We start from the raw sequence: 24,326 nt of genomic DNA on the forward strand, positions 1-24,326 counted from the left end.
TCGCGCACCCCTTCTGAAGGGGCCTCGCCCCATACTTCCGGCGCGCACGCGCGGCCGCCCGAGGTCGACCGTGTGGCAGCCTCCCGCCGCGCCGTCGCCGCGCGCCGCGAGCGCGCCGCGCTGAAGAAGGACGTCGCCATGCGGGTGATCACGCCGCAGGAGCTCCTGCGTCGCGCTCTCGCCGATCCCGCGTCACCCGCCGGCGCGATGCGCGTGCCGGAGTTCCTCACCGCCATCCCCGCGATCGGCGAGGGCAAGCGCGATCGCATCCTGCACGATCTCGAGATCTCGCCCGTCAAGCGGCTCGGCGGCCTCGGTTCCCGTCAACGGGAGGACCTTCGAGGCTTCCTGGACGCCCGCTGGCCCGAGCTCGAGCCTCGGGGCGGTCGCAGCCGCCTGGTCGTGCTGGCCGGCCCCACCGCGGTCGGCAAGGGCACGGTCGCCGCGCACATCAAGGCGCATCACCCCCAGATCCTGCTGTCGGTGTCGGCGACGACGCGCGCGCCGCGTCCGGGCGAGATCGACGGCGAGCACTACTTCTTCGTCGACGACGCCGAATTCGACCGGATGATCGCCGACGGCGAGCTGCTGGAGCACGCGACCGTTCACAACGCGTACCGCTACGGCACGCCGCGCAAGCCGATCGAGAAGGCCCTGGCCGGGGGGCGCACCGTCCTGCTGGAGATCGACCTCCAGGGCGCCCGTCAGGTGCGCGAGGCGGATCCGTCGGCGACGCTCGTGTTCCTGCTCCCGCCCAGCTGGGACGAACTGGTGCAGCGCCTGGTCGGCCGTGGCACCGAGGACGCCGCCGAGCGTGCGCGGCGCCTGCGCACCGCGAAGACCGAGCTCGCCTCGCAGGGCGAATTCGACTATCGCGTCGTGAACGACGACGTCGCCCGTGCGGCCGATGAGGTCGCCCGCCTCGCGCACTGACGGCGGCGTGCCGCGGCGATCCGACCCGCCCGCGGTGGCCGCACATCCGCCGGACGGGATCCGTCCCGTAGAATGGTGGGATGCCTCGGCACCCCGAGGCCCGCAGACTCCCATTCCGACATCCGATCCAGGAGGTTTCGCCATGGCCGGAACGAACCAGGGCATCATCGAGCCCCCCATCGACAGCCTGCTCGAGAAGGTCGACTCGAAGTACCAGCTCGTGATCTTCGCGTCCAAGCGCGCTCGTCAGATCAACGACTACTACTCCGACCTGCACGAAGGCAACCTGTTCGACAACGTGGGCCCGCTCGTCGACTCGACCGTCGAGGACAAGCCCCTCACGATCGCGATGCACGAGATCCACGAGGACAAGCTGCGGCTGCGCCGCGCGGAGTAATCCCGTTACGACCCTTGTGCCCTCGAAGACGGTGATGTCCGTCTCCGGGGGCATACTGGTGTCCGCCCCCGGCGTCGGACACCAGCGCGACCGGCGCCACGACAACTGGAGTACCGATGACCGACCTGCGGCTGTTCACGTCCGAATCCGTCACCGAGGGACACCCCGACAAGATCTGCGACCAGATCTCCGACTCGATCCTCGACGCGATCCTGGAGGCGGACCCGAACGGTCGGGTGGCCGTCGAGACGCTCGTCACCACCGGACTCGTCCACGTCGCCGGTGAGGTCTCCACCTCGGCCTACGTCGAGATCCCGGCGATCGTGCGCGGGGTCGTCAACCGCATCGGCTACACGTCGAGCGAGACCGGCTTCGACGGCGACTCGTGCGGCGTCAGCGTGTCGATCGGCGCGCAGTCCTCTGATATCGCCGCCGGTGTCGACAAGGCGTTCGAACGCCGCGAGGACGGCTCGCAGGACCCGCACGACCTGCAGGGTGCGGGCGACCAGGGCATCATGTTCGGCTACGCCACCACCGAGACGCCGCAGCTCATGCCGATGGCCGCCTGGACGGCGCACCGCATGGCCGAGCGCCTCGCCGAGGTGCGCCGCTCGGGCGAGCTGCCCTTCCTCCGTCCCGACGGCAAGACCCAGGTCACGCTCGGTTACGACGGCGCCACGCCGAAGACCGTCGAGTCGGTCGTGCTCTCAACCCAGCACCACCCCGACATCTCGCAGAAGGCGCTGCGCGCCGCGGTCCGCGCCGAGGTCATCGACCCCGTGCTCGAGGCCACCGGCCTCGATCTGCCCGACGTGAAGTTCTACATCAACCCCGCCGGCCCGTTCGTCATCGGCGGCCCGAAGGGCGACGCGGGCCTCACCGGGCGCAAGATCATCATCGACACCTACGGCGGCGCCTCGCGCCACGGCGGCGGGGCGTTCAGCGGCAAGGACCCCTCGAAGGTCGACCGCTCGGCGGCGTACGCGATGCGCTGGGTCGCCAAGAACGCGGTCGCGGCCGGCCTCGCCGACCGCCTCGAGGTGCAGGTCGCCTACGCGATCGGCAAGGCCAAGCCGGTCGGGCTCTACGTCGAGACGTTCGGCACCGGGCGCGTGGCCGACGACGTGATCACGAACGCGATCCTCGAGGTCTTCGACCTGCGGCCCAAGGCGATCATCGACCAGCTCGACCTGCTGCGCCCCATCTACGCGCAGACGGCCGCCTACGGCCACTTCGGCCGCGAGCTGCCCGACTTCACCTGGGAGCGCACGGACCGCGCCGACGCCCTGCGCGCGGCCGCCGGGCTCTGACGCCGGCCGCGTGACCGCGGTGCCCGACGACGAGCACGGCCCCACCGGGGGGCCGAGGCCGCTTCGCCGCGTCGCGCGTGTGCTGCTCGACTCGCCGCTGCCGCAGCTGGACCGGCTGTTCGACTACGAGATCCCCGCGGAGCTCGCCGCCGACGCGCAGCCCGGCGTGCGGGTGCGCGTGCCACTGCGCAGCGCGGGACGTGTCGTGGACGGCCTGCTTGTCGAGCTGGGGGAGCCGGATGCCTCGGACCGGCCGCTCTCGCAGCTCGAGGCGGTCGTCTCGCCGGTGCCGGTGCTGACGCCCGCACTGTACGCGCTGGCGCGCCGCGCCGCCGATCGCGCGGCGGGATCGGCCGGCGACATCCTGCGGCTGGCGATCCCCAAGCGCATGGTCCGCGCTGAGAAGGCATGGCTGGCTGCCGAGCCACCCACGCATCCTCACGTCGAGGATGAGGATGCCGCCTGGGCCTCCGAGGTGCTGGCCGTCTATCCGGGCCTCGCCGACGCGCTCGAGCGTGGCGAGCGGCTCGCGCTGGACGCGCCGCCGGTGCCGTCGCAGCTGGCCGACGGCGCCGTCGTCGGATCGTGGGCGGTACTCCTCGCGGCCGCGGCGACCCACATGCTCGCCGCTGGGCGCAGCGCCGTCATAGCCGTCCCCGACCATCGCGACCGCGCACAGCTCGAGGCGGCTCTGCTGAGCCGCATCCCTGCCGACGCCTTCGTGCGCGACGACGCCAAGCAGAGCGGTCCGGCGCGGTATGCCGCGTTCCTGCGCACCCTCGCAGACGCCCCCTGCGTGGTCATCGGGAATCGCTCCACGGTCTACGCGCCGGTCGCCGACCTCGGGCTGGTCGCGCTGTGGGACGACGGCGACCCGCTGCTCGCCGAGCAGCTCAGTCCGGGCGTGCACGCCCGCGACGCCGCACTGCTGCGGCAGGAGCTGCACGGCGGCGCCCTCGTGTTCGCGGGGCACACGCGCACCACCGATGTCGAGCGTCTGGTCGCGGTGGGCTGGGTGCGCGATCTTCCGGCCGCACGCCGGCTCAGCCCGCGCGTGGTGCTCAGCGCGCACCGCGAGGGCGAGTCGCGGGGGGCGCGCGTCCCGTCGTCGGCCTTCGCCGCCGCCCGCGAGGCTCTCGCCGAGGGGCCTGTCCTCGTACAGGTCGCGCGCCCGGGTTATGCCCCGGTCCTGGTGTGCGCGAAGTGCCGCCACCCCGCCCGGTGCCCGCACTGCGGCGGGCCGCTGCACGCCGCGCGACAGGGCGCGGTGCCGACGTGCACCTGGTGCGGTCGCGCCGCGCACGCGTGGGCGTGCCCGGAGTGCTCGTCGACGCTGCTGCGCATGGCGTCCTCGGGCAGCGAGCGCACCGCCGACGAGCTCGGGAGAGCCTTTCCGGGGACGCGCGTGATCATCGCCGATGGCGATCATCCGGTCACCGAGATCGATGGGCGCCCCGCGCTGGTGGTCGCGACGCGTGGTGCCGAGCCGCTCGCTATCGGCGGCTACCGCGCGGTGATCCTGCTCGACGGGGATCGGATGCTGATGGCCGAGGATCTGCGCATCGGCGAATCGTGCCTCCGGTGGTGGTCCAACGCAGCCGCTCTCGCCGCACCCGGCGCGCCCGTGCATCTCGTCGGCGTCGGCGGCGAGATCGCGCGCGCCCTCGCGACCTGGACGCAGGCCGCGTACGCCCGTGCGGAGCTCGCCGACCGGGCGCCGCTGCGCATGCCGCCCACGGTGCGGGTGGCGGCGGTGGAGGGGCCACGGCGCGCCGTGGACGCCGCTCTGGCCGAGCTCCGCCAGACGGTGCCCGAGCTCGACTCCGAGGCGGTGCTCGGCCCGCTCGCGCACGGCGAATCGGTTCGTGCCCTGGTGCGGTTCGACTACGGGCTGGGCGGGCGGGTGACGGAGAGCCTGCGGGCGTCCGTGGTGAGCCAGGCGGTCAAGGGTCGCAGGCCGGCGAAGGGACGCACGCCGGGAGCCGCCCATACACTGAAGGTTCGGGTCGACGTGCCCGACCTCGACCTCTGACCCTCGATCGTTCAGGAACGTCATGCGCCTCGTCTTCGCCGGCACACCCGAGCCGGCCGTGCCGTCACTGCGCCGGCTCGCCTCCGCGCATGACGTGCTCACCGTCGTCACCCGGCAGGATGCCCCGCTCGGGCGCAAGCGCGTGCTCACACCGTCGCCCGTCGCCGCGGCCGCCGACGAGCTCCGGCTGCCCGTGATCCGCGCCGACCGGCTCGACGCGGCCGTGACAGCCGACATCGCCGCCCTCGAGCCCGATCTCGGCGTGATCGTCGCCTACGGCGGGCTGGTCCGCGAGCCGCTTCTGTCGACCCCGAAGCACGGGTGGATCAACCTGCACTTCTCGCTCCTGCCGCGTTGGCGCGGCGCCGCGCCCGTGCAGCACGCCCTCATCGCCGGCGATGCGCGCACCGGTGCGAGCGTGTTCCAGCTGGTGCCGGACCTCGACGCCGGCGACGTCTTCGGCGAGCTGGCGGTCGACGTGCCGGCCGATGCCACGGCGGGCTCCCTGCTCGCGGCGCTGGCCGAGGACGGCGCCGCGCTGCTCTCCGAGGTCGTGGCTGCGATCGCCGCGGGCTCCGCGGTCTCACACCCCCAGCAGGGGGAGACGACGTACGCCGCCAAGCTCGGCGACGACGACGGCCGGGTGCGCTGGGACGAACCCGCGCCGGCCGTGCTCGGACGCATCCGCGGAGTCACTCCCGAGCCCGGCGCCCACACGACGATCGGCGGCGCGCGGCTCAAGGTGCTCGCCGTCGCACCGGCCCCCTCGGACGCGCCGCGCCTGGCGCCGGGCGCCCTCGCGCTGCATGGCGGCAACGTCGTCGCCGGCACCGCGTCGACGCCCATCGTGCTCGACACGGTCCAGCCGGCGGGCAAGGGTGCGATGCGCGCCGCAGACTGGTGGCGGGGCCTCCGCGACGCGACCCCGGTGGCCGGATCGTGAGCCGCACGGTCGCGGCGCGACGCGTCGCCTACGAGACGCTGCGGGCGGTGCACGAGTCCGACGCCTACGCCAACCTCCTGCTGCCGACCGCGATCTCGCGCGCCGGGCTCGCCACGCCCGACGCCGCACTGGCCACCGAGCTCACCTATGGAACGCTCCGCCGCCAGGGCACCTACGACGCGGTCATCGCGATCGCCGCCGACCGCCCCGTCGCCGACATCGACCCGGCCGTGCTCGACGCGCTTCGGCTGGGCGTGCACCAGCTGCTGTCGACGCGCGTCGCCTCGCATGCCGCCGTGAACGAATCCGTAGAGCTCGCGCGCGGCGCCGGTGGACGCGGCGCCGCGGGCTTCGCGAACGCCGTGCTCCGGCGGGTCGCCCGGGACACGCCGGGGGACTGGATGACGCATGTCGCCGAGAGCGCACGCTCCGATGACGAGCAACTCGGGCTGCTCTTCTCGCACCCGGTGTGGGTCGTGCGCGCGTTCCGGCGGGCGCTGGCGGCCGAAGGACGCGCCGAGGAGCTCGAGGCGCTGCTCACCGCCGACAACGCGTCGCCCCGGGTCACGATGGCGGCGCTGCCCGACCTCGCCGACGTGCCCGACGATGCGCGCCGCACTCCGTTCTCGCCGATCGGCTTCCGCCTCGGCGGGGGCGACCCGGACTCGGTCGTCCGCGGCTCCGGCGGCCGCATCCGCGTCCAGGACGAGGGCTCGCAGCTCGCGGCGCTCGCCTTGACCCGTGCCCTGCCCATCGCACCGGGTGAGCGGTGGCTCGACCTGTGCGCCGGTCCGGGCGGCAAGACCGCCGTGCTCGCCGCCGAGGCGCTCGCGCACGGCGCGTCGCTCGAGGCCAACGAGATCTCGCCGGCTCGTGCCGGGCTGGTGCGCCAGGCGCTGGCCGGTGTGCCGCTGGACGTGCCGGTGTCGGAAGAGGACGGCCGGCTCCGTGCGCAGGACGCCCCCGAAACTTACGACCGCATCCTGGTCGACGCGCCCTGCACCGGGCTCGGCGCCCTCCGCCGCCGCCCGGAGGCGCGCTGGCGCAAGGCGCCGAGCGACGTACCGGCGCTCACCCAGCTGCAGCGCGAGCTGCTCACCGAAGCCGTGAGCGCCCTCAAGCCCGGCGGCGTGGTCGCCTACATCACGTGCTCGCCGCACCTGGCCGAGACGTCGGGCGTGGTCGCCGACATCCGCCGCGAATGGGACGGGGCCGTCGAGGAACTGTCTGCGCGGGACGTCATCACCTCGGTGGCGGATGCCGACCCCGGGCTTCCGTCGCAGGCCGACGGCAGCGGGCGCGCCCAGCTGTGGCCTCATCGTCACAACACCGACGCGATGTCGGTGTCGCTCCTGCGCCGCGTCTGAGCCGGCGCAGCACACCCTCACTCGCGCAGGCGGATCCCGTGGGGCATCTGCTCGAACTCCGTGCGCAGCGCGACGAGCGCCGCGCTGTGCGTGCGGCCCAGGTCGCGGGCGTCGACCGTGACTTCGGCACCCTCCGGCAGCGCTTCGGCGATCTCGCGCAGCACGGCGACGACACGCTCTGTGCCCGCCAGCCCCAGCTCGCCCGCCAGGCGGAGCACTCGTCCCGTGTCCGTGTCCTCGACGGTGAAGGCCGGAACCGCCACGCTCTCGTGCGGCTCGAGCATGTGCATGCCGAACCGCTCGCCGAGCGTCTTGAGGAGGGCGATGCCGCGCACGGAGTTGCCGTGCTCGTCGAGGCGGGGGCTGAATGCGGCGATCCCGAACTGCGACGGCGCGACGGCGAGAAGACCGCCGCTGACCCCGCTCTTCGCCGGCAGGCCGACGCGCAGCAGCCATTCGCCCGAATAGTCGTACATGCCGCAGCTCGTCATGATCGACAGCACGTCGCGGGCAACGCCCTCGGCGACGACCCGCTCGCCGGTGACCGGATTGAGGCCGCCGAAGGCGAGGGTCGCCGACATCACGGCGAGATCGCGAACGGTCACAAGCAGCGAGCACTGACGGAAGTAGGTCTCGACGGCGATCTCGACCGAGCCGTCGACGACCCCGTACGAGTGCAGGAGGTGTGCCAGCGCGCGGTTGCGATCGCCGGTCGCCGACTCCGAGGCGTAGACCTGCTCGTCCACCCACAGCGAGCGTCCCGCGAAGGCCGACAGACCCTCGACGATCCGCGACGTGCGGTCGTCGACGGCGTCGCCGGGGATCAGTGACGAGGTCGCGATCGCCCCCGCGTTGACCATCGGATTGGCCGGACGCCCGGTGCCGGGTTCGAGACTGATGGCGTTGAAAGGCTCGCCGCTCGGCTCCGCACCGACCTTGCTCAGCACCGCGTCGCGGCCGCGGTCGGCCAGGGCGAGGGCGAGCACGAACGGCTTCGAGATCGACTGGATCGTGAACTCGTGTGTGACGTCGCCGACCGCCCGCACGCGTCCGCGAGGACCGACCACCGCGAGCGCCAGCCGCTCCGGATCTGCCGCGGCGAGTTCGGGGATGTATCCCGCAGGGGCGCCGTCGTCCTGCGGCCGGATGTCTTCGAGAACCTCGTGCAGCAGTGCCGTGATGGGATCCACGGGTCGACCATAATGGACGCGTGCTTCCGATCGACGCCAACGGCCACGAGGTCGACATCCGCATCAACCCCAGCATCCTGGCCGCCGACTTCGTGAACATGCAGGTCGAGCTCGCACGGATCGCGACGGCGGACTTCGTCCACGTCGACGTCATGGACAACCATTTCGTGCCCAACCTCACGTTCGGGCCGCAGATGGTCGAGCGCATCCAGGCCACCAGCCCGGTGCCCCTCGACGTGCACCTCATGATCACGAACCCCGACCGCTGGGCACCCGGCTATGCGGAGCTCGGCGCGGCATCGGTCACCTTCCACCTCGAGGCGGCGAAGGAGCCGGTCGCCCTCGCGCGTCGCCTCCGCGAGATCGGCGCCCGCGCCGGTGTGGCTGTCAAGCCTGCGACCCCCGTCGACGGCCTCTTCGACCTGCTCGACGACTTCGACCAGATCCTCGTGATGACGGTCGAGCCCGGGTTCGGCGGCCAGTCGTTCATGCCCGAGACCCTGCCGAAGCTCCGCCGCCTGGCCGATGAGGCGCGGCGTCGCGGGTCGTCGGTCTGGCTGCAGGTCGACGGCGGCATCGGCGAAAGCACCATCGCCCAGGCGGCCGAGGCCGGCGCCGACACGTTCGTCGCCGGTTCCGCCGTGTTCGGCGCGGCCGACCCGGATGCCGCCATCGCGGGTCTCCGGGCGTCTGTCGCGCAGCACCGCCACTGAGCGCACCGCCACTGAGCGCACGCCATTCCGTGCGCGGGGCTGCAGCAACAGGCCCGGGACCGACCGGCGACCCCTTGCGCGGCCGCATGTCAGGGCCGGCGCGTCACGCGGCGCCGCGGCATCCGTCCGGTTCGATACCCTGGCATGGTGAAGACGTTCGACACGCTGTACGCCGAGCTCGCCGCGAAAGCGGCTGAGCGCCCCGAGGGATCGGGCACCGTCGCGCAGCTGGACGCGGGCGTCCACGCGATCGGCAAGAAGATCGTGGAAGAGGCCGCCGAGGTCTGGATGGCGGCCGAGTACGAGTCGACGGATGCCGCAGCCGAGGAGATCTCGCAGCTGCTGTACCACCTGCAGGTGCTGATGCTCGCGAAGGGGCTGAGCCTCGAGGATGTCTACCGACATCTCTGAGCCCGCGTCCCCTCCCGTCCTCGAACCCGAAAGCCACGCTGCCATGCTGCGAATCGCCGTGCCGAACAAGGGATCGCTCGCCGAGACCGCCTCAGAGATGCTTCACGAGGCGGGCTACACCGGGCGTCGCGATCCCAAGGACCTCCACGTCATCGACCCTCAGAACGAGGTCGAGTTCTTCTACCTCCGACCGAAGGACATCGCCACCTACGTCGGCTCGGGCGCCCTCGACGTCGGAATCACCGGCCGCGACCTGCTGCTCGACGCCCGGATGCCCGGCGCCCGAGAGATCGAGCAGCTCGGGTTCGCGGCATCCACCTTCCGCTTCGCCGCACCCGCCGGGCGCTTCTCGGAGGTGACCGACCTCGAGGGCGCGCGCATCGCGACCTCGTATCCGGGCCTCGTCGACGGCTTCCTCGACGAGCACGGCGTCGCGGCCGACCTCGTCCCGCTCGACGGTGCGGTGGAGTCGGCCGTCGAGCTGGGCGTCGCGGACGCGATCGCCGACGTCGTGGAAACGGGCACGACGCTGCGGCAGGCGGGCCTCGTCGTCTTCGGGCCGGTGATCCTCAAGTCCGAAGCCGTGCTGATCGGCGCGCCGACAGAGGCGGAAGGCACCGCCACGCTCCTGCGGCGGCTGCGCGGCGTGCTGGTCGCCCAGCGCTACGTCATGGTCGACTACGACCTGCCCGCGGAGTTCGTCGACGCGGCGGTGAAGATCGCGCCCGGCATCGAGTCGCCGACGATCTCGCCGCTGCGCGACCCGGCGTGGGTCGCCGTCCGGGTGATGGTGCCCCGCAAGGGCGTCAACCAGGTCATGGACGGGCTGTACGCGATCGGCGCCCGCGCCATCCTCGTGACCGCGATCCACAACGCGAGGCTCTGATGAGCCTCGTCTGCCGCGTCATCCCGTGCCTCGACGTCGCCGCGGGGCGGGTCGTCAAGGGCGTCAACTTCCAGAACCTGCGCGACATGGGCGATCCCGTCGAGCTCGCACGGGCGTATTTCCTGCAGGGCGCCGACGAGATCACGTTCCTCGACGTGACCGCGACGGTCGACGAGCGGTCCACGACCTACGACGTCGTCCGGCGCACCGCCGAAGAGGTCTTCATCCCCCTCACCGTCGGCGGGGGAGTCCGCTCCGCCGACGACGTCGCGCGACTTCTCTCGGTCGGCGCCGACAAGATCGGCGTGAACTCCGCGGCGATCGCGCGGCCCGACCTCCTCGACGAGATCGCCGACCGCTTCGGTGCGCAGGTGCTCGTGCTCTCGCTCGACGTCAAGCGCGCCTCGCCCGAGCTCCGCGATCGGATCCCCTCCGGCTTCGTGGTCACGACGCACGGCGGCCGTACCGAGACGGAGCTCGACGCGCTGGAGTGGGCCCGCGAAGCGGTCGAGCGCGGCGCGGGGGAGCTCCTCGTGAACTCGATCGACGCCGACGGCACGAAGCAGGGGTTCGACCTCGAGCTCGTGGCCCTCATGCGCGAGGTCGCCAGCGTGCCGGTGATCGCCTCCGGCGGCGCAGGCTCGGCCGCCGACTTCGGCCCGGCCATCGTCGCGGGCGCGAACGCCGTGCTCGCGGCATCCGTCTTCCACTCCGGCCAGCTCACCGTCGGCGAGGTGAAGGCTGCGATGGCCGCCGAGGGCATCGCCGTGCGGGAGGTGGCCTCGTGACCGAGACAGTCGACGAACGCATCGCACGCGTGACGTTCACGGCCGACGGCCTGGTCGCGGCGATCATCCAGCAGTGGGACACCCGCGAGGTGCTCATGCTCGGATGGATGGATGCCGAGGCCCTCCGCCGCACGCTCACCGAGGGGCGCGTCACCTTCTGGTCGCGCTCACGCCAGGAGTACTGGCGCAAGGGCGACACGTCCGGGCACATCCAGCTCGTGCGCGAGGCGCGGCTGGACTGCGACGGCGACGCCGTGCTCGTCGAGGTCGAGCAGGTCGGACCCGCCTGCCACACCGGCACCCGGACCTGCTTCGATGCCGACGACCTCGCCGCCGTCCGCGGCCCTGAGGTTGCCGCGTGATCCGCAGGGCGCGGCTGCTCGCCGTCGCCGCAACGGTCCTGTGCGGCGCGCTCGGCGTGATCTCTTCCACCCAGACGTGGCTGACGGTCATGCTCGCGGACGGCGCTCAGCAGGCGCTCGAGGTGCCGGGCGCGTCCGCCGTGCCGGTGCTGGCGCCGCTCAGCCTCGCCGTCCTCGCCCTCGGTGCCGCGCTCTCGATCGCCGGGCTCGTTCTGCGCTACGTGTTCGGCGCGCTGGCGGTTCTCATCGGGGGCGTGCTGGCCTGGCAGACCGCGCGCGTCGTCTTCGAGCATCCGGTCTCCGCCGTCGCCGCCGTCGTCACCGAATCCACCGGGATCGCAGGCGAGTCGTCCGTCGCGAAACTCGTCGCCTCCATCGATGCCACCGCATGGCCGGCCGTAACCCTCGTGGTGTGGGTCGTGCTGATCGCGGCAGGTGTCTTCGTGCTCTGCACCGCGCACGGCTGGTCGCGCACCGGGCGCCGTTACCGCACGGACGACGTCGCGAACCCCGCCGCTCGAGAAGCTTCGCGGACCGGTGGCGGCGACGGTCCGCGCCCCCACGACGCCGCCGGATCCCGGGCCATCGACGACTGGGACGACCTGTCGCGTGGCGAGGATCCGACCGCCTGACCGCTAGACTGGCGGCAGCCCGCGCTTCCCAGGCTTCACGAGGAGATACCCATGAGCAACAACATCGGCGACCCCGGCCACGGACACTCGCCCGCCGCCTGGACGGCCGTCGTGATCATGCTCGTGGCCGTCGCTCTCGGCACCCTGTTCTACTTCCTCGACCTGCCCGCTCTGGTCTGGGCCTCGGCCGCCCTCCTCGTCGTCGGCGCCATCGTCGGCTGGGTGATGTCGCGCGTCGGCTACGGCGTGAACGGCTCGAAGTACGCGGCGAAAGAGCACTGATCGTGCTCGCCGACCTGACGGCCGGCGCGGTGGAGGATGCCGAGGCTCGCGCCTCGGAGCGGCCCCTGGCCACGGTCGAGGCCGCAGCACTGGCTCAGCGTCCCGCGATCGATGCCCTCGCCGCCCTCGCAACCTCCGACCGTGTCAAGATCATCGCCGAGGTCAAGCGCGCGAGCCCATCGCGCGGCGACCTCGCAGCCATCCCCGACCCGGCTCTGCAGGCGCGCCGCTACGAAGAGGGCGGCGCGTCGGCGATCTCCGTGCTCACCGAGGGGCGGCGCTTCAAGGGGAGCCTCGCCGACCTCGAGGCGGTCAAGGGCGCGGTCTCCCTGCCAGTGCTTCGCAAGGACTTCATCGCCACCGAATACCAGGTGCTCGAGGCCCGCGCCGCCGGCGCCGACCTCGTGCTCCTCATCGTCGCCGCGCTCGAGCAGGATGTGCTCGCCCGCCTGCACGCACTCACGCAGGAACTGGGCATGACGGCCCTCGTCGAGACGCACTCCGCCGAGGAGGTCGACCGTGCCGCCGAGCTGGGCGCACAGCTCGTCGGCGTCAACGCTCGCGACCTGTCGACCTTCGAGCTCGATCGCGACCTGTTCGGGCGGCTGGCGGAGCGCATCCCCGCCGGCGCCGTCCGCATCGCGGAGTCCGCGGTGCTCGTCCCCGCCGATGTCGCCCACTACCGTGCGGCGGGCGCCGATGTCGTGCTCGTCGGCGAAGCCCTCGTCACCAATGACCCCGTATCCACCCTGCGCGCCTTCCTGGAGGCGGGCACGGGCGATGCACTGAGCGAAGGAAGGGCGACGTCGTGAGTCTTCGCGAGGCCCCCGGGCCGCTGTTCGGCGAGTTCGGCGGGCGCTACATGCCCGAATCCCTGATCGCCGCCATCGACGAGTTGGCGGCCGAGTACGAGGCGGCCAAGGCGGACCCCGCGTTCCAGGCGGAGTTCGTCCGCCTGCTGCACTCCTACGCCGGCCGCCCGTCGCCGATCACCGAGGTCGCGCGGTTCGCCGAGCACGCCGGCGGGGCCCGGGTGTTCCTCAAGCGCGAGGACCTCAACCACACCGGCTCGCACAAGATCAACAACGTGCTGGGCCAGGCGCTGCTCACGCAGCGCCTCGGCAAGACCCGCGTGATCGCTGAGACCGGGGCGGGCCAGCACGGCGTCGCCACCGCGACGGCTGCGGCGCTCTTCGGCTTCGAGTGCACGATCTACATGGGCGAGGTCGACACCGAGCGCCAGGCGCTCAACGTCGCGCGCATGCGGCTGCTCGGCGCCGAGGTGGTGCCGGTGAAGACCGGCTCACGCACGCTGAAGGACGCCATCAACGACGCCTACCGCGACTGGGTCGCGAGCGTCGAGACGACCAACTACATCTTCGGCACGGCGGCCGGGCCCCACCCGTTCCCCGCCATGGTGCGCGACTTCCAGAAGGTCATCTCCGAAGAGGCGCGCGCGCAGCTGCTCGAAGAGGCCGGCCGGCTTCCGGATGCCGTCATCGCCTGCGTCGGCGGCGGCTCCAACGCCATCGGCATGTTCGACGCGTTCCTCGACGACGACGTCAAGCTGTACGGCGTCGAGGCGGCCGGTGACGGCGTCGACACCCCACGCCACGCGGCATCGATCGAGCGCGGTCGTCCCGGCGTGCTGCACGGCGCGAAGACGTTCGTGCTCCAGGACGACGACGGCCAGACCGTCGAGTCGCACTCGATCTCGGCGGGCCTCGACTATCCCGGTGTCGGACCCGAGCACGCATGGCTCGCCTCCATCGGGCGCGCCGAGTACATCCCGGCGACCGATGACGAGGCGATGCAGGCCCTGCGGCTGCTGTCCCAGACCGAGGGCATCATCCCGGCGATCGAGTCGGCGCACGCCCTCGCCGGCGCGCTGCGTCTCGGGCGCGAGCTCGGCCCTGACGCGATCCTCGCGGTGTGCCTCTCCGGGCGCGGCGACAAAGACATGGACACCGCCGCGCGGTATTTCCACCTGTACGACGCCGCTGCGGCAGAGACCGCGGCAGCGGCGGGTGCCGGTGCGGTCGCGACCCCGCTGTCGGACGATGCCGCCAAGGGGGAGGGCACCAAGCTATGAGCTCCCGTGTCGCCGAGGCGATCGCCGCCGCCCATGCCGCAGGCCGCGGCGCGTTCGTCGGCTACCTGCCCATCGGCTTCCCCGACCTGCGCACGAGCATCGACGCGGCGGTCGCGCTGGCCGAGAACGGCGCGGACGTCCTCGAGCTCGGCCCGCCCTACTCCGACCCGGTGATGGACGGCACGGTCATCCAGGAGGCGACCGAGGCGGCCCTGGCCGCCGGCTTCCGAGTGCGCGACACGTTCACCGCGGTGCGCGAGATCACGCGCCGCGTGGACGTGCCCGTGCTCGTGATGACGTATTGGAACCCGGTCCTGCAGTACGGCGTCGACCGCTACGCCGACGATCTGCTCGCCGCCGGGGGAGCGGGCCTCATCACGCCCGACATCACCCCCGAGGCCGCACCCGAGTGGATCGCCGCGAGCGAGCGCACCGGACTCGACCGCGTCTTCCTCGCCGCCCCGACATCGACCGACGAGCGCCTCGAGCTCATCGTGCGGAATTCCACCGGCTTCGTGTACACCGTCTCGACGATGGGCATCACGGGCGAGCGCGCGCAGTTGGATGCCGCCGCCCGCACGCTCGTCGCCCGGCTGCGCGATCACGGGGTCGAGCACGCGTGCGTCGGCATCGGCATCTCGAACGCCGATCAGGTGTCGGGCGTGCTCGAGTACGCCGACGGCGCGATCGTCGGCACGGCGCTCGTTCGGGCGCTGCGCGAGGGCGGGGTCGACGGCCTCGCCGAGACCGCGCGCCGCCTCGCCGACGGCACCGCGCGCCGCGCGAACTAGACTTCTGTGGTCGGCGCGTGCGCCGATCCCTCCCGCACGGATCCAGCAAGGACACGGTTCTCCCATGATCACCGCCGCCGCGAGCGTCGTCGCCAGCATCCCGAGCCCGTCGATCAGCTATTTCGAGATCGGGCCTCTGCGGATCCACATCTACGCCCTGTGCATCATCACGGGCATCATCATCGCGGTGCTCTGGACCAACGCCCGCCTGACCAAGCGCGGCGCCGAGCCGTGGGTCGTCATCGACATCGCCCTGCTCGCCGTGCCGCTCGCGATCATCACGGCCCGCATCTACCACGTGCTCACGCACTGGAGCTTCTACTTCGGCGAGGGCGCTGACCCGCTGTCGGCGCTGTACATCTGGGAGGGCGGCATCGCGATCTACGGCGCCCTCATCGGCGGCGCGGTGGGAGCCTGGCTCGGCTGCCGCTGGACCGGCATCCGCTTCTGGACCTTCGCGGATGCCCTCGCGCCCGCACTGCTGCTCGCGCAGGCGATCGGCCGCTTCGGCAACTGGTTCAACCAGGAGCTGTACGGCCTGCCCACAGACGTGCCGTGGGGCCTCGAGATCGACTATCCGAACCCCGCCTGGCCGATCGGCCTGCCCGAAGGCACGCTCTACCACCCCACGTTCCTGTACGAGGTGCTCTGGAACGCGCTCGGCGTGCTGGTCATCGTCTGGGTCGGCCGCCGCTTCCGCCTGCAGTGGGGGCGCCTGTTCGCGGTGTACCTCATGTGGTACAGCGCCGGGCGCATCGTGTGGGAGTCCATCCGCATCGACCCGAGCGACATCTTCCTGGGCCTGCGCACGAACGTCTGGGCCGCCATCCTGGGGGTCATCCTCGGTCTGGTGATCTTCTTCGTGCAGAAGCGCCGTCACCTCGGGTTGGAGCCGTCGCCCTATGTGTCCGGCCGCGAGTGGAACGCCGGACAGGCTGTACAATCGCAGAACACCGACGACTTCGTCGACGTCAGCGAACCCCCGACGTCCGAGGTCGGCGAGGCCGGCGCCACAAGCGCAGCCCTGAGCCGCTCAGAATAAGCAGAGTTGCCACCAAATAACGCCGCTCAGTTCCCGAGGAGCGTGCGCCCAGGGCCGACGTCGTCCCATCTTGACTATCAACGTGAGGACGGTAGGTATGGCTTCGAGCCCCCGTCACGACGCCTCTTCGGAGGCTGACTTCCCCGCTTCGTCCGGCCGCGCCGGATTCCCCCGGAAGCAGGGGATGTACAACCCTGCGTTCGAGAAGGACGCCTGCGGACTGGCCATGGTCGCGACCCTGCGCGGCGAGGCCGGCCACGACATCATCGATCTCGCCCTGACGGCCCTCCGCAACCTGGAGCACCGCGGCGCGATCGGTTCGGACGCCGGCACCGGCGACGGCGCAGGCATCCTCACTCAGATGCCCGACGCCTTCCTGCGTGCGGTGGCCGGTTTCGAGCTGCCGCCGGTGGGCGAGTACGCCGCCGGCATGATCTTCCTGCCGCGCGACGCCGAGGCGCGCGCCACGCAGAAGGCGGGCATCGAGCGGATCGCGGCATCCGAGGGCCTCACCGTCCTCGGCTGGCGTGAAGTGCCGACGTCCGAGGAGCACCTGGGCAAGCTGGCCTTCGAGGCCCGTCCGGTCTTCGAGCAGCTCTTCGTGTCCGACCCGGGCTCCGGCGAGCGTGCCGCGCTCTCGGGGGTCGCGCTCGATCGACGTGCCTATCGCCTGCGCGCCCGTGCCCGCACCGAGCTCGACGCCTACTTCGTCTCGCTGTCGGCGCGCACGCTCGGCTACAAGGGCATGGTCACGACGTTGCAGCTCGAGCCGTTCTACCCCGACCTGCAGGACGAGCGCTTCGCCTCCGAGCTCGCCGTGGTCCACTCGCGCTACTCGACCAACACCTTCCCGTCGTGGCCGCTCGCGCAGCCGCTGCGCATGCTCGCCCACAACGGCGAGATCAACACCGTCAACGGCAACCGCAACTGGATGCGGGCGCGGCAGTCGCAGCTCGAGTCCGAGCTCCTGGGCGACATCCGCCCGCTGCTGCCCATCTGCACTGCCGGCGCCAGCGACTCGGCCTCCTTCGATGAGGTGCTCGAGCTCCTCACCCTGACCGGCCGCAGCCTGCCGCACGCCATCATGATGATGGTGCCGGAGGCGTATGAGAAGCAGGCCGACATCGACCCCAAGCTGCGCGCGTTCTACGAGTTCCACTCGATGCAGATGGAGCCGTGGGACGGCCCGGCCGCTCTGATCTTCACCGACGGCACCCTCGTCGGCGCGACGCTCGACCGCAACGGCCTGCGCCCCGGTCGCTGGACCGAGACGACCGACGGCCTCATCGTCATCGGCAGCGAGACCGGCGTGCTGGACTTCGCACCCGAGCGCATCAAGCGCCGCGGGCGCCTGCGCCCCGGCCGCATGTTCCTCGTCGACACGGCCCAGCGCCGCATCATCGAGGACGACGAGATCAAGGCGCAGCTCGCCGAGCAGGAGCCCTGGCAGGAGTGGCTCGACGCGGGCCGCGTGCGCCTGGCCGACCTGCCGGAGCGCGAGCATATCGTGCACCCCATCGCCTCGATCACCCGCCGTCAGCGGACGTTCGGCTACACCGAGGAAGAGGTCAAGATCCTCCTCACCCCGATGGGGCAGAACGGGGCGGAGCCCCTCGGCGCCATGGGTTCCGACACCCCCGTAGCGGTGCTCAGCGAGCGTCCGCGACTGCTGTTCGACTACTTCACGCAGCAGTTCGCGCAGGTCACCAACCCGCCGCTCGACTCGATCCGCGAAGAGGTCGTCACCTCCCTCGGCCTGGGCCTCGGTCCGGAGCGCAACCTTCTCGAATGGGGCGCGGAGCACACGCGTGTCGTGACGCTCGACTTCCCGGTGATCGACAACGACGAGCTGGCCAAGATCCAGCACATCGACACCGCCCTCCCTGGGCGGACGTCGGTCACGATCCGCGGCCTGTACCGCGTCGAGGCCGGCCACAAGGGCATGAAGAAGCGCCTCGAGCAGATGTGCCAGGAGGTCGACCAGGCCATCGAGGACGGCGCGGAGTTCATCGTGCTCTCCGACCGCGACTCCAACAAGGATCTCGCGCCCATCCCGTCGCTGCTCATGCTGGCCGCCGTGCACCACCACCTCATCCGCAAGGAGACGCGCATGAAGTGCGGTCTCGTGGTCGAGGCAGGCGATGTGCGCGAGGTCCATCACGTCGCGACGCTGATCGGGTACGGCGCATCCGCGGTCAATCCGTACCTCGCCATGGAGACCGTCGAGTACCTGGTCCGGGCGGGCTTCATCACGGGCATCGCGCCGGAGAAGGCCGTCAAGAACCTGATCTACGCGCTCGGCAAGGGCGTGCTGAAGATCATGTCGAAGATGGGCATCTCGACCGTGTCCTCGTACGCGGGCGCCCAGGTGTTCGAGGCCGTCGGCCTGTCGGACGGCCTCGTCGACACCTACTTCACCGGCACCGAGTCCAAGCTCGGCGGCGTCGGCCTCGACGTCATCGCGGCCGAGAACGCGGCGCGTCACGCGTACGCGTACCCGCAGGATGCCGCGGTCCGCGCCCACGAGCGACTCTGGACGGGCGGCGAGTACCAGTGGCGCCGCGACGGCTCACCCCACCTGTTCAACCCCGACACGGTGTTCCGGCTGCAGCACTCGACGCGCACCCGCCGGTACGACATCTTCCGCGAGTACACAAAGCTCGTCGACGACCAGGCCAGCGAGCTGAAGACGCTGCGCGGTCTGTTCGCCCTCAAGACCGAGGGCCGCACGCCGGTGCCGATCGACGAGGTCGAGTCGGTCTCCTCGATCGTCAAGCGCTTCTCGACCGGTGCGATGAGCTACGGCTCGATCTCGCGCGAGGCTCACGAGACCCTGGCCATCGCGATGAACCGCATCGGCGGAAAGTCCAACACCGGCGAGGGCGGCGAGGATGCAGACCGCCTGCTCGACCCCGAGCGGCGCAGTTCGATCAAGCAGGTCGCCTCGGGGCGCTTCGGCGTCACGAGCCTGTACCTCACCGAGGCCGACGACATCCAGATCAAGCTCGCCCAGGGCGCGAAGCCCGGCGAGGGCGGTCAGCTGCCGCCGACCAAGGTGTACCCGTGGGTCGCCCGCACGCGTCACGCGACCGCCGGCGTCGGGCTCATCTCGCCGCCGCCGCACCACGACATCTACTCGATCGAAGACCTCAAGCAGCTGATCTACGATCTGAAGCGCGCCAACCCCGGCGCCCGCGTGCATGTCAAGCTCGTGAGCCAGTCGGGCATCGGCGCGGTCGCAGCCGGCACCGCCAAGGCGCTGGCCGACGTCATCCTGGTGTCGGGCCACGACGGCGGCACGGGCGCGAGCCCGCTGAACTCGCTCAAGCACGCGGGCACCCCGTGGGAACTGGGTCTCGCCGAGACGCAGCAGACGCTCATGCTCAACGGCATGCGCGACCGCGTGGTCGTCCAGGTCGACGGACAGCTCAAGACCGGGCGCGATGTCATCATCGGCGCTCTGCTCGGAGCGGAGGAGTTCGGCTTCGCGACGGCGCCGCTCGTGGTGTCGGGCTGCATCATGATGCGGGTCTGCCACCTCGACACCTGCCCGGTGGGCGTGGCGACGCAGAACCCGGTGCTTCGCGCACGGTTCAACGGCAAGCCCGAGTTCGTCGTGAACTTCATGGAGTTCATCGCCGAAGAGGTGCGGGAGTATCTGGCCGCGCTCGGCTTCCGCTCGCTCGACGAGGCGATCGGCCGCAGCGACCTGCTCGACGTCAACGGTGCGGTCACGCATTGGAAGGCGAACGGCCTCGACCTCGCGCCGGTGCTCGAGGGCCCGGTCTTCGCCGAGGACGAGCCGCGGCGCAACACCACGGCGCAGCTGCACGAACTCGACGAGCACTTCGACGTCGCCCTCATCGAGCGCGCGCAGGATGTGATCGCGAAGGGCGGCGAGATCACGATCGATCTGCCGATCCGCAATACCGAGCGGGCGGTCGGCACGCTCCTGGGTCATCACGTCACCAAGGCGCGCGGCGAGAACGGCCTCCGCTCCGGCAGCATCGTCGTCAACCTCACGGGGTCGGCGGGCCAGTCCTTCGGCGCATTCATGCCGTCGGGCATCACGCTGCGTCTCGAGGGCGACTCCAACGACTACGTCGGCAAGGGTCTCTCGGGCGGTCAGATCGTGGTCCGGCCGCCGCGCGGCGCCACCTTCGACGCCTCCAAGAACGTCATCGCCGGCAACGTGATCGGCTACGGCGCGACCCTGGGCACCATGTTCCTGCGCGGGGTGGTGGGCGAGCGCTTCTTCGTCCGCAACTCCGGCGCCACTGCGGTCGTCGAGGGAGTGGGAGACCACGCCCTGGAGTACATGACCGGTGGCCTCGCGGTGATCCTCGGCGCGACCGGACGCAACCTCGGGGCCGGCATGTCCGGCGGCACCGCCTACGTGTACCGGCTCGACAGCAAGCTCGTCAATCGCGAGGCGCTCGCCTCCGGCGAGCTGGAGCTCGGCGACCTCGGCTCCGGAGACGCGGAGATCCTCCGCGACCTTCTCCAGCAGCACGTCGCCGAGACCGAATCAACTCTCGCCCAGGCTCTCCTCGACGACTTCGAGGCCGAGCTGGCGAACTTCGTCAGGGTCATGCCGCGCGACTACGCCGCGGTGCTGCAGACCCGCCAGACGGCCGTCGCAGAGGGGCTCGACCCCGACGGCGATGTCGTCTGGACCCGCATTCTGGAGGTGACGGGTGGCTGACCCGAAAGGCTTTCTCAAGGTCACCGAGCGCGAGCTGCCCCCGCGGCGGCCGGTGCCGGTGCGCATCATGGACTGGAAAGAGGTCTACGAGCCGGGTGACGGCGCGGTGCTCCGCCGGCAGGCGGGTCGCTGCATGGACTGCGGCGTGCCGTTCTGCCACCAGGGCTGCCCGCTCGGCAACCTCATCCCGGAGTGGAACGACCTGACGTGGCGCGGTGAGGGCCGCGCCGCCAGCGAGCGTCTGCACGCGACGAACAACTTCCCCGAGTTCACGGGGCGGCTGTGCCCCGCGCCGTGCGAGAGCGCCTGCGTGCTGGGCATCAACCAGCCCGCGGTGACGATCAAGCAGGTGGAGGTGTCGATCGCCGACGAGGCCTTCGCGAACGGCTGGATCGAGCCGGAGCCCCCGGGGCGCCTCACCGGCAAGACCGTCGCCGTCGTCGGCTCGGGTCCCGCCGGTCTCGCCGCGGCCCAGCAGCTCACGCGCGCTGGCCACACCGTCGCCGTGTTCGAGCGCGACGACCGCATCGGCGGACTCCTGCGCTACGGCATCCCTGACTTCAAGATGGAGAAGAAGCACCTCGAGTCGCGTCTTCGCCAGATGCGGGACGAGGGCACCCGCTTCCGCGCGGGCGTCGAGATCGGCCGCGACATCTCGTGGGCCGACCTCCGCGCCCGCTACGACGCGGTCGTCATCGCCACCGGCTCGACCGTCCCGCGCGAGCTCGCCATCCCGGGGCGCGACCTCGCCGGCGTGCACTTCGCGATGGAGTACCTCGTCGAGTCCAACAAGGCCGTCGCCGGCGACTCCGTGCCGAACCAGATCACGGCCGAGGGCAAGCACGTCATCGTGATCGGCGGCGGTGACACCGGCGCCGACTGCATCGGCACGGCCCACCGTCACGGCGCGCTGAGCGTGACCAACCTCGCGATCGGCCGCCGCCCTCCGGGCGAGCGTCCCGAGCACCAGCCCTGGCCGATGGACCCCCTCGTGTTCGAGATGCAGTCGGCCCACGAAGAGGGCGGCGAGCGCACCTACCTCGCCTCGACCGTGGAGTTCCTGGCGAACGGCGCAGGCGAGGTGCGCGCCCTGCGCGTCGCCGAGACCGAGTTCGTCGACGGCCGCCGCGTGCCCAAGAGCGGCACCGAGCGCGAGATCCCCGCCGACCTGGTGCTCATCGCGATGGGCTTCACCGGTCCCGAGCGCGCGGTCCTCGAGGAGCAGCTCGGCGCCCGCTTCACCGAGCGGGGCAACGTGCGCCGCGAGGACGACTACCAGACGACCGCCCCGGGCGTGTTCGTGGCCGGCGATGCCGGCCGCGGGCAGTCGCTCATCGTGTGGGCGATCGCCGAGGGACGTGCCGCCGCAGCCAGCGTCGACCGCTTCCTCATGGGGGAGACGGAGCTGCCTGCTCCGGTCCGCCCGACCGATGTCGCCATCGGCATGCAGCCCGCGTAGGCTTGCCGAGGCACTCGCCACCTTCAACCCACCCGGAGATACCACGGATGAGACGCGCCAAGATCGTCGCCACCCTGGGGCCCGCCACGTCGACATATGAGATGGTCCGCGCGATCATCGATGCCGGCGTCGACGTCGCCCGCTTCAATCTGAGCCACGGGGACTACTCGGTCCACGACAACAACTTCGCCAACGTGCGCAAGGCCGCCGACGACGCGGGACGAGCGGTCGCGATCCTCGTCGACCTGCAGGGGCCCAAGATCCGCCTCGGCAAGTTCGAGAACGGACCCCACGAGCTCGCTGTCGGCGACATCTTCAAGATCACCACCGACGACATCCTGGGTACCAAGGAGATCGTCAGCACGACGTTCAAGGGTCTTCCGCACGACGTCAAGCCGGGAGACTTCCTGCTGATCGACGACGGAAAGGTGCGCGTCGAGGTCATCGAGACCGACGACACCGTCGTCACCACCAAGGTGATCGTCGCGGGGCCCGTCTCGAACAACAAGGGCATCAACCTCCCGGGTGTGGCCGTCAACGTCCCCGCGCTGTCGGAGAAGGACGAGGCCGACCTGCGCTGGGGCCTGCGCGCCGGCGCAGACCTCATCGCGCTGTCCTTCGTGCGTGACGCGAAGGACGTCCAGCGCGTGCACGTCATCATGGCGGAGGAAGGGCGCCACATCCCGGTCATCGCGAAGATCGAGAAGCCGCAGGCCGTCGACAACCTCGAGGAGATCATCGACGCGTTCGACGGCATCATGGTCGCCCGCGGCGACCTGGGCGTCGAGCTGCCCCTCGAGGCGGTGCCGATCGTGCAGAAGCGCGCGGTGGAGCTCTGCCGTCGCATGGCGAAGCCCGTCATCGTGGCCACGCAGATGCTCGAGTCGATGATCGAGAACCCGGTGCCCACCCGCGCCGAGACCAGCGACGTCGCCAACGCGGTGCTCGACGGCGCGGACGCGGTCATGCTCTCGGGCGAGACGAGCGTCGGCAAGTACCCGGTCGTCGTCGTCGAGACGATGGCGCGCATCGTCGACTCGACCGAGGAGCACGGGCTGGATCGCATCCTGCCGCTCACGACCAAGCCCCGCACCCAGGGCGGCGCGATCACGCTCGCCGCGATGGAGGTCGCCGAGTTCGTCGACGCGAAGTTCGTCTGCATCTTCACCGAGTCCGGTGACACGGCGCGCCGCATGTCACGGCTGCGCCCGCGCATCCCCATGATCGGCTTCGCACCCGAACCGGCGATCCGTCGCCGCATGGCGCTGACGTGGGGCGTGCAGTCGACGCTCGTCGAGCACGTCGCGCACACCGACCTGATGTTCATCCAGGTCGACGACTACCTGCTGTCGAACGACCTCGCGAAGGTCGGCGACAAGGTGGTCGTGATCTCGGGATCCCCTCCCGGAATCATCGGCTCCACGAACGACATCCGCATCCACAAGGTGGGCGATGCGGTGCACGGCAAGGCGCCGATCTACAAGACACGGGAGTAACACCTCTCTCCAGCGGACGGCTGCGACCACTACTGTGGTCGCAGCCGTCCCGGCTTTTTCGAGAAAGGTGACGCCGATGTTCTTCGGTGACTTCTGGTGGTTCCTGCTGTGGAGCTTCTACTTCATCGCCTACCTGTATGTGGTGATCGTGATCATCACGGACCTGTTCCGCGACGATGACCTCAACGGCTGGCTCAAGGCGCTGTGGATCATCGCCCTGGTGTTCGTGCCCTTCCTGACGGCGATCGTCTACATCATCGCGCGCGGCAAGGGGATGGCGGCCCGCGCTCAGTCCGTCCGCGGGGGAGTGGTCGCCGAATCCGACGACTATCGCCCGAGCGCGTCGGCCAGCCCCGCGGAAGACATCGCGAAGGCCAAGGCCCTGCTCGACGCCGGCACGATCTCGCAGGGCGAGTTCGATGCCCTCAAGAGCAAGGCGCTGGGCAACCAGTACTTCGGCGCGTAGCCGGACGACAACAGCAGAGCGGATGCCTC

The 24,326-nt window shown here is 71.1% G+C and carries 22 protein-coding genes; 21 read left to right on the plus strand and 1 reads right to left on the minus strand.

All coding sequences use genetic code 11. The features are described from left to right. Nucleotides 1–72 precede the first annotated feature (72 nt). The 6 genes from gmk (at nucleotide 73) to B1729_RS18005 (ending at nucleotide 6,982) form a co-directional block, all read left to right on the plus strand. Nucleotides 73–933, plus strand: coding sequence for a guanylate kinase (gene gmk, locus B1729_RS17980; protein WP_163617505.1), 861 nt, complete (start codon nucleotides 73–75; stop codon nucleotides 931–933). A gap of 142 nt (nucleotides 934–1,075) precedes the next feature. Further along, nucleotides 1,076–1,330, plus strand: a complete 255-nt coding sequence (gene rpoZ / locus B1729_RS17985) for a DNA-directed RNA polymerase subunit omega (RefSeq protein WP_018170775.1) — start codon at nucleotides 1,076–1,078, stop codon at nucleotides 1,328–1,330. 116 nt (nucleotides 1,331–1,446) lie between these two features. Beyond that, a complete protein-coding gene (gene metK, locus B1729_RS17990) occupies nucleotides 1,447–2,640 on the plus strand; it encodes a methionine adenosyltransferase (protein ID WP_163617120.1) in 1,194 nt (397 codons plus the stop codon). A 10-nt stretch (nucleotides 2,641–2,650) separates the two neighbouring features. Continuing rightward, on the plus strand, nucleotides 2,651–4,672 hold the full coding sequence (locus B1729_RS17995) for a primosomal protein N' (protein WP_239539705.1): 2,022 nt from the start codon (nucleotides 2,651–2,653) through the stop codon (nucleotides 4,670–4,672). Between the two features lie 22 nt (nucleotides 4,673–4,694). Continuing rightward, nucleotides 4,695–5,615, plus strand: coding sequence for a methionyl-tRNA formyltransferase (fmt, locus tag B1729_RS18000; protein WP_163634147.1), 921 nt, complete (start codon nucleotides 4,695–4,697; stop codon nucleotides 5,613–5,615). After that, on the plus strand, nucleotides 5,612–6,982 hold the full coding sequence (locus tag B1729_RS18005; protein ID WP_163634149.1) for a transcription antitermination factor NusB: 1,371 nt from the start codon (nucleotides 5,612–5,614) through the stop codon (nucleotides 6,980–6,982). Before fmt ends, B1729_RS18005 begins: the two co-directional genes overlap by 4 nt. Before the next feature lie 17 nt (nucleotides 6,983–6,999). Here the strand turns inward: B1729_RS18005 and glsA are convergent, their stop codons facing one another. Then, on the minus strand, nucleotides 7,000–8,172 hold the full coding sequence (gene glsA / locus B1729_RS18010; RefSeq protein WP_163634151.1) for a glutaminase A: 1,173 nt from the start codon (nucleotides 8,170–8,172) through the stop codon (nucleotides 7,000–7,002). 20 nt (nucleotides 8,173–8,192) lie between these two features. Here glsA and rpe point away from each other — a divergent pair, with 20 nt between their 5' ends. From rpe to B1729_RS18085, 15 genes are all read left to right on the plus strand, one after another. Beyond that, nucleotides 8,193–8,885, plus strand: a complete 693-nt coding sequence (gene rpe, locus B1729_RS18015; protein ID WP_275575856.1) for a ribulose-phosphate 3-epimerase — start codon at nucleotides 8,193–8,195, stop codon at nucleotides 8,883–8,885. Nucleotides 8,886–9,032: 147 nt separating this feature from the next. Beyond that, nucleotides 9,033–9,296 (plus strand): phosphoribosyl-ATP diphosphatase, encoded by a 264-nt coding sequence (locus tag B1729_RS18020; RefSeq protein ID WP_045302883.1) that lies wholly within the window; start codon nucleotides 9,033–9,035, stop codon nucleotides 9,294–9,296. 43 nt (nucleotides 9,297–9,339) lie between these two features. Next, complete coding sequence (hisG, locus tag B1729_RS18025) at nucleotides 9,340–10,182, plus strand: ATP phosphoribosyltransferase (RefSeq protein ID WP_163617116.1); 843 nt, start codon at nucleotides 9,340–9,342, stop codon at nucleotides 10,180–10,182. Next, on the plus strand, nucleotides 10,182–10,970 hold the full coding sequence (hisF, locus tag B1729_RS18030; RefSeq protein ID WP_163617115.1) for an imidazole glycerol phosphate synthase subunit HisF: 789 nt from the start codon (nucleotides 10,182–10,184) through the stop codon (nucleotides 10,968–10,970). The genes hisG and hisF overlap by 1 nt, the downstream gene beginning before the upstream one ends. Then, nucleotides 10,967–11,332 (plus strand): phosphoribosyl-AMP cyclohydrolase, encoded by a 366-nt coding sequence (gene hisI, locus B1729_RS18035; RefSeq protein WP_163634153.1) that lies wholly within the window; start codon nucleotides 10,967–10,969, stop codon nucleotides 11,330–11,332. The genes hisF and hisI overlap by 4 nt, the downstream gene beginning before the upstream one ends. Then, the gene (locus B1729_RS18040) at nucleotides 11,329–11,964 is read left to right on the plus strand and encodes a Trp biosynthesis-associated membrane protein (RefSeq protein ID WP_163617113.1); all 636 of its coding nucleotides are present in this window, start codon (nucleotides 11,329–11,331) and stop codon (nucleotides 11,962–11,964) included. Before hisI ends, B1729_RS18040 begins: the two co-directional genes overlap by 4 nt. A 51-nt stretch (nucleotides 11,965–12,015) precedes the next feature. Next, nucleotides 12,016–12,246 (plus strand): DUF6704 family protein, encoded by a 231-nt coding sequence (locus B1729_RS18045; protein WP_163617112.1) that lies wholly within the window; start codon nucleotides 12,016–12,018, stop codon nucleotides 12,244–12,246. Between the two features lie 2 nt (nucleotides 12,247–12,248). Further along, nucleotides 12,249–13,058, plus strand: a complete 810-nt coding sequence (trpC, locus tag B1729_RS18050) for an indole-3-glycerol phosphate synthase TrpC (protein ID WP_163634155.1) — start codon at nucleotides 12,249–12,251, stop codon at nucleotides 13,056–13,058. Next, nucleotides 13,055–14,338: a tryptophan synthase subunit beta gene (trpB, locus tag B1729_RS18055; protein WP_163634157.1), complete on the plus strand. Its 1,284-nt coding sequence runs from the start codon at nucleotides 13,055–13,057 to the stop codon at nucleotides 14,336–14,338. Before trpC ends, trpB begins: the two co-directional genes overlap by 4 nt. Further along, nucleotides 14,335–15,129 carry a tryptophan synthase subunit alpha gene (gene trpA / locus B1729_RS18060; protein ID WP_163634159.1) on the plus strand — a complete coding sequence of 265 codons (795 nt, stop codon included), beginning with the start codon at nucleotides 14,335–14,337 and terminating at the stop codon, nucleotides 15,127–15,129. The genes trpB and trpA overlap by 4 nt, the downstream gene beginning before the upstream one ends. 64 nt (nucleotides 15,130–15,193) lie before the next feature. Further along, complete coding sequence (lgt, locus tag B1729_RS18065; protein WP_163617108.1) at nucleotides 15,194–16,171, plus strand: prolipoprotein diacylglyceryl transferase; 978 nt, start codon at nucleotides 15,194–15,196, stop codon at nucleotides 16,169–16,171. A gap of 184 nt (nucleotides 16,172–16,355) precedes the next feature. Further along, nucleotides 16,356–20,876 (plus strand): glutamate synthase large subunit, encoded by a 4,521-nt coding sequence (gene gltB / locus B1729_RS18070; RefSeq protein ID WP_204318964.1) that lies wholly within the window; start codon nucleotides 16,356–16,358, stop codon nucleotides 20,874–20,876. Further along, nucleotides 20,869–22,335, plus strand: a complete 1,467-nt coding sequence (locus B1729_RS18075) for a glutamate synthase subunit beta (protein ID WP_163617106.1) — start codon at nucleotides 20,869–20,871, stop codon at nucleotides 22,333–22,335. The genes gltB and B1729_RS18075 overlap by 8 nt, the downstream gene beginning before the upstream one ends. Nucleotides 22,336–22,382: 47 nt before the next feature. After that, the gene (gene pyk / locus B1729_RS18080) at nucleotides 22,383–23,831 is read left to right on the plus strand and encodes a pyruvate kinase (RefSeq protein WP_163617105.1); all 1,449 of its coding nucleotides are present in this window, start codon (nucleotides 22,383–22,385) and stop codon (nucleotides 23,829–23,831) included. A gap of 76 nt (nucleotides 23,832–23,907) precedes the next feature. Continuing rightward, nucleotides 23,908–24,297: an SHOCT domain-containing protein gene (locus B1729_RS18085; RefSeq protein WP_163617104.1), complete on the plus strand. Its 390-nt coding sequence runs from the start codon at nucleotides 23,908–23,910 to the stop codon at nucleotides 24,295–24,297. Nucleotides 24,298–24,326 lie beyond the last annotated feature (29 nt).

The organism is Microbacterium sp. B35-04 (genome assembly GCF_010634885.1).
GTDB lineage: Bacteria > Actinomycetota > Actinomycetes > Actinomycetales > Microbacteriaceae > Microbacterium.

Coding starts and splice junctions, on each gene's coding strand:
- rpoZ (WP_018170775.1), top strand. CDS start 1,076: ATGGCCGGAACGAACCAGGGCATCATCGAGCCCCCCATCGACAGCCTG.
- metK (WP_163617120.1), top strand. CDS start 1,447: ATGACCGACCTGCGGCTGTTCACGTCCGAATCCGTCACCGAGGGACAC.
- fmt (WP_163634147.1), top strand. CDS start 4,695: ATGCGCCTCGTCTTCGCCGGCACACCCGAGCCGGCCGTGCCGTCACTG.
- hisG (WP_163617116.1), top strand. CDS start 9,340: ATGCTGCGAATCGCCGTGCCGAACAAGGGATCGCTCGCCGAGACCGCC.
- hisF (WP_163617115.1), top strand. CDS start 10,182: ATGAGCCTCGTCTGCCGCGTCATCCCGTGCCTCGACGTCGCCGCGGGG.
- B1729_RS18045 (WP_163617112.1), top strand. CDS start 12,016: ATGAGCAACAACATCGGCGACCCCGGCCACGGACACTCGCCCGCCGCC.
- trpA (WP_163634159.1), top strand. CDS start 14,335: ATGAGCTCCCGTGTCGCCGAGGCGATCGCCGCCGCCCATGCCGCAGGC.
- lgt (WP_163617108.1), top strand. CDS start 15,194: ATGATCACCGCCGCCGCGAGCGTCGTCGCCAGCATCCCGAGCCCGTCG.
- gltB (WP_204318964.1), top strand. CDS start 16,356: ATGTACAACCCTGCGTTCGAGAAGGACGCCTGCGGACTGGCCATGGTC.
- pyk (WP_163617105.1), top strand. CDS start 22,383: ATGAGACGCGCCAAGATCGTCGCCACCCTGGGGCCCGCCACGTCGACA.
- B1729_RS18085 (WP_163617104.1), top strand. CDS start 23,908: ATGTTCTTCGGTGACTTCTGGTGGTTCCTGCTGTGGAGCTTCTACTTC.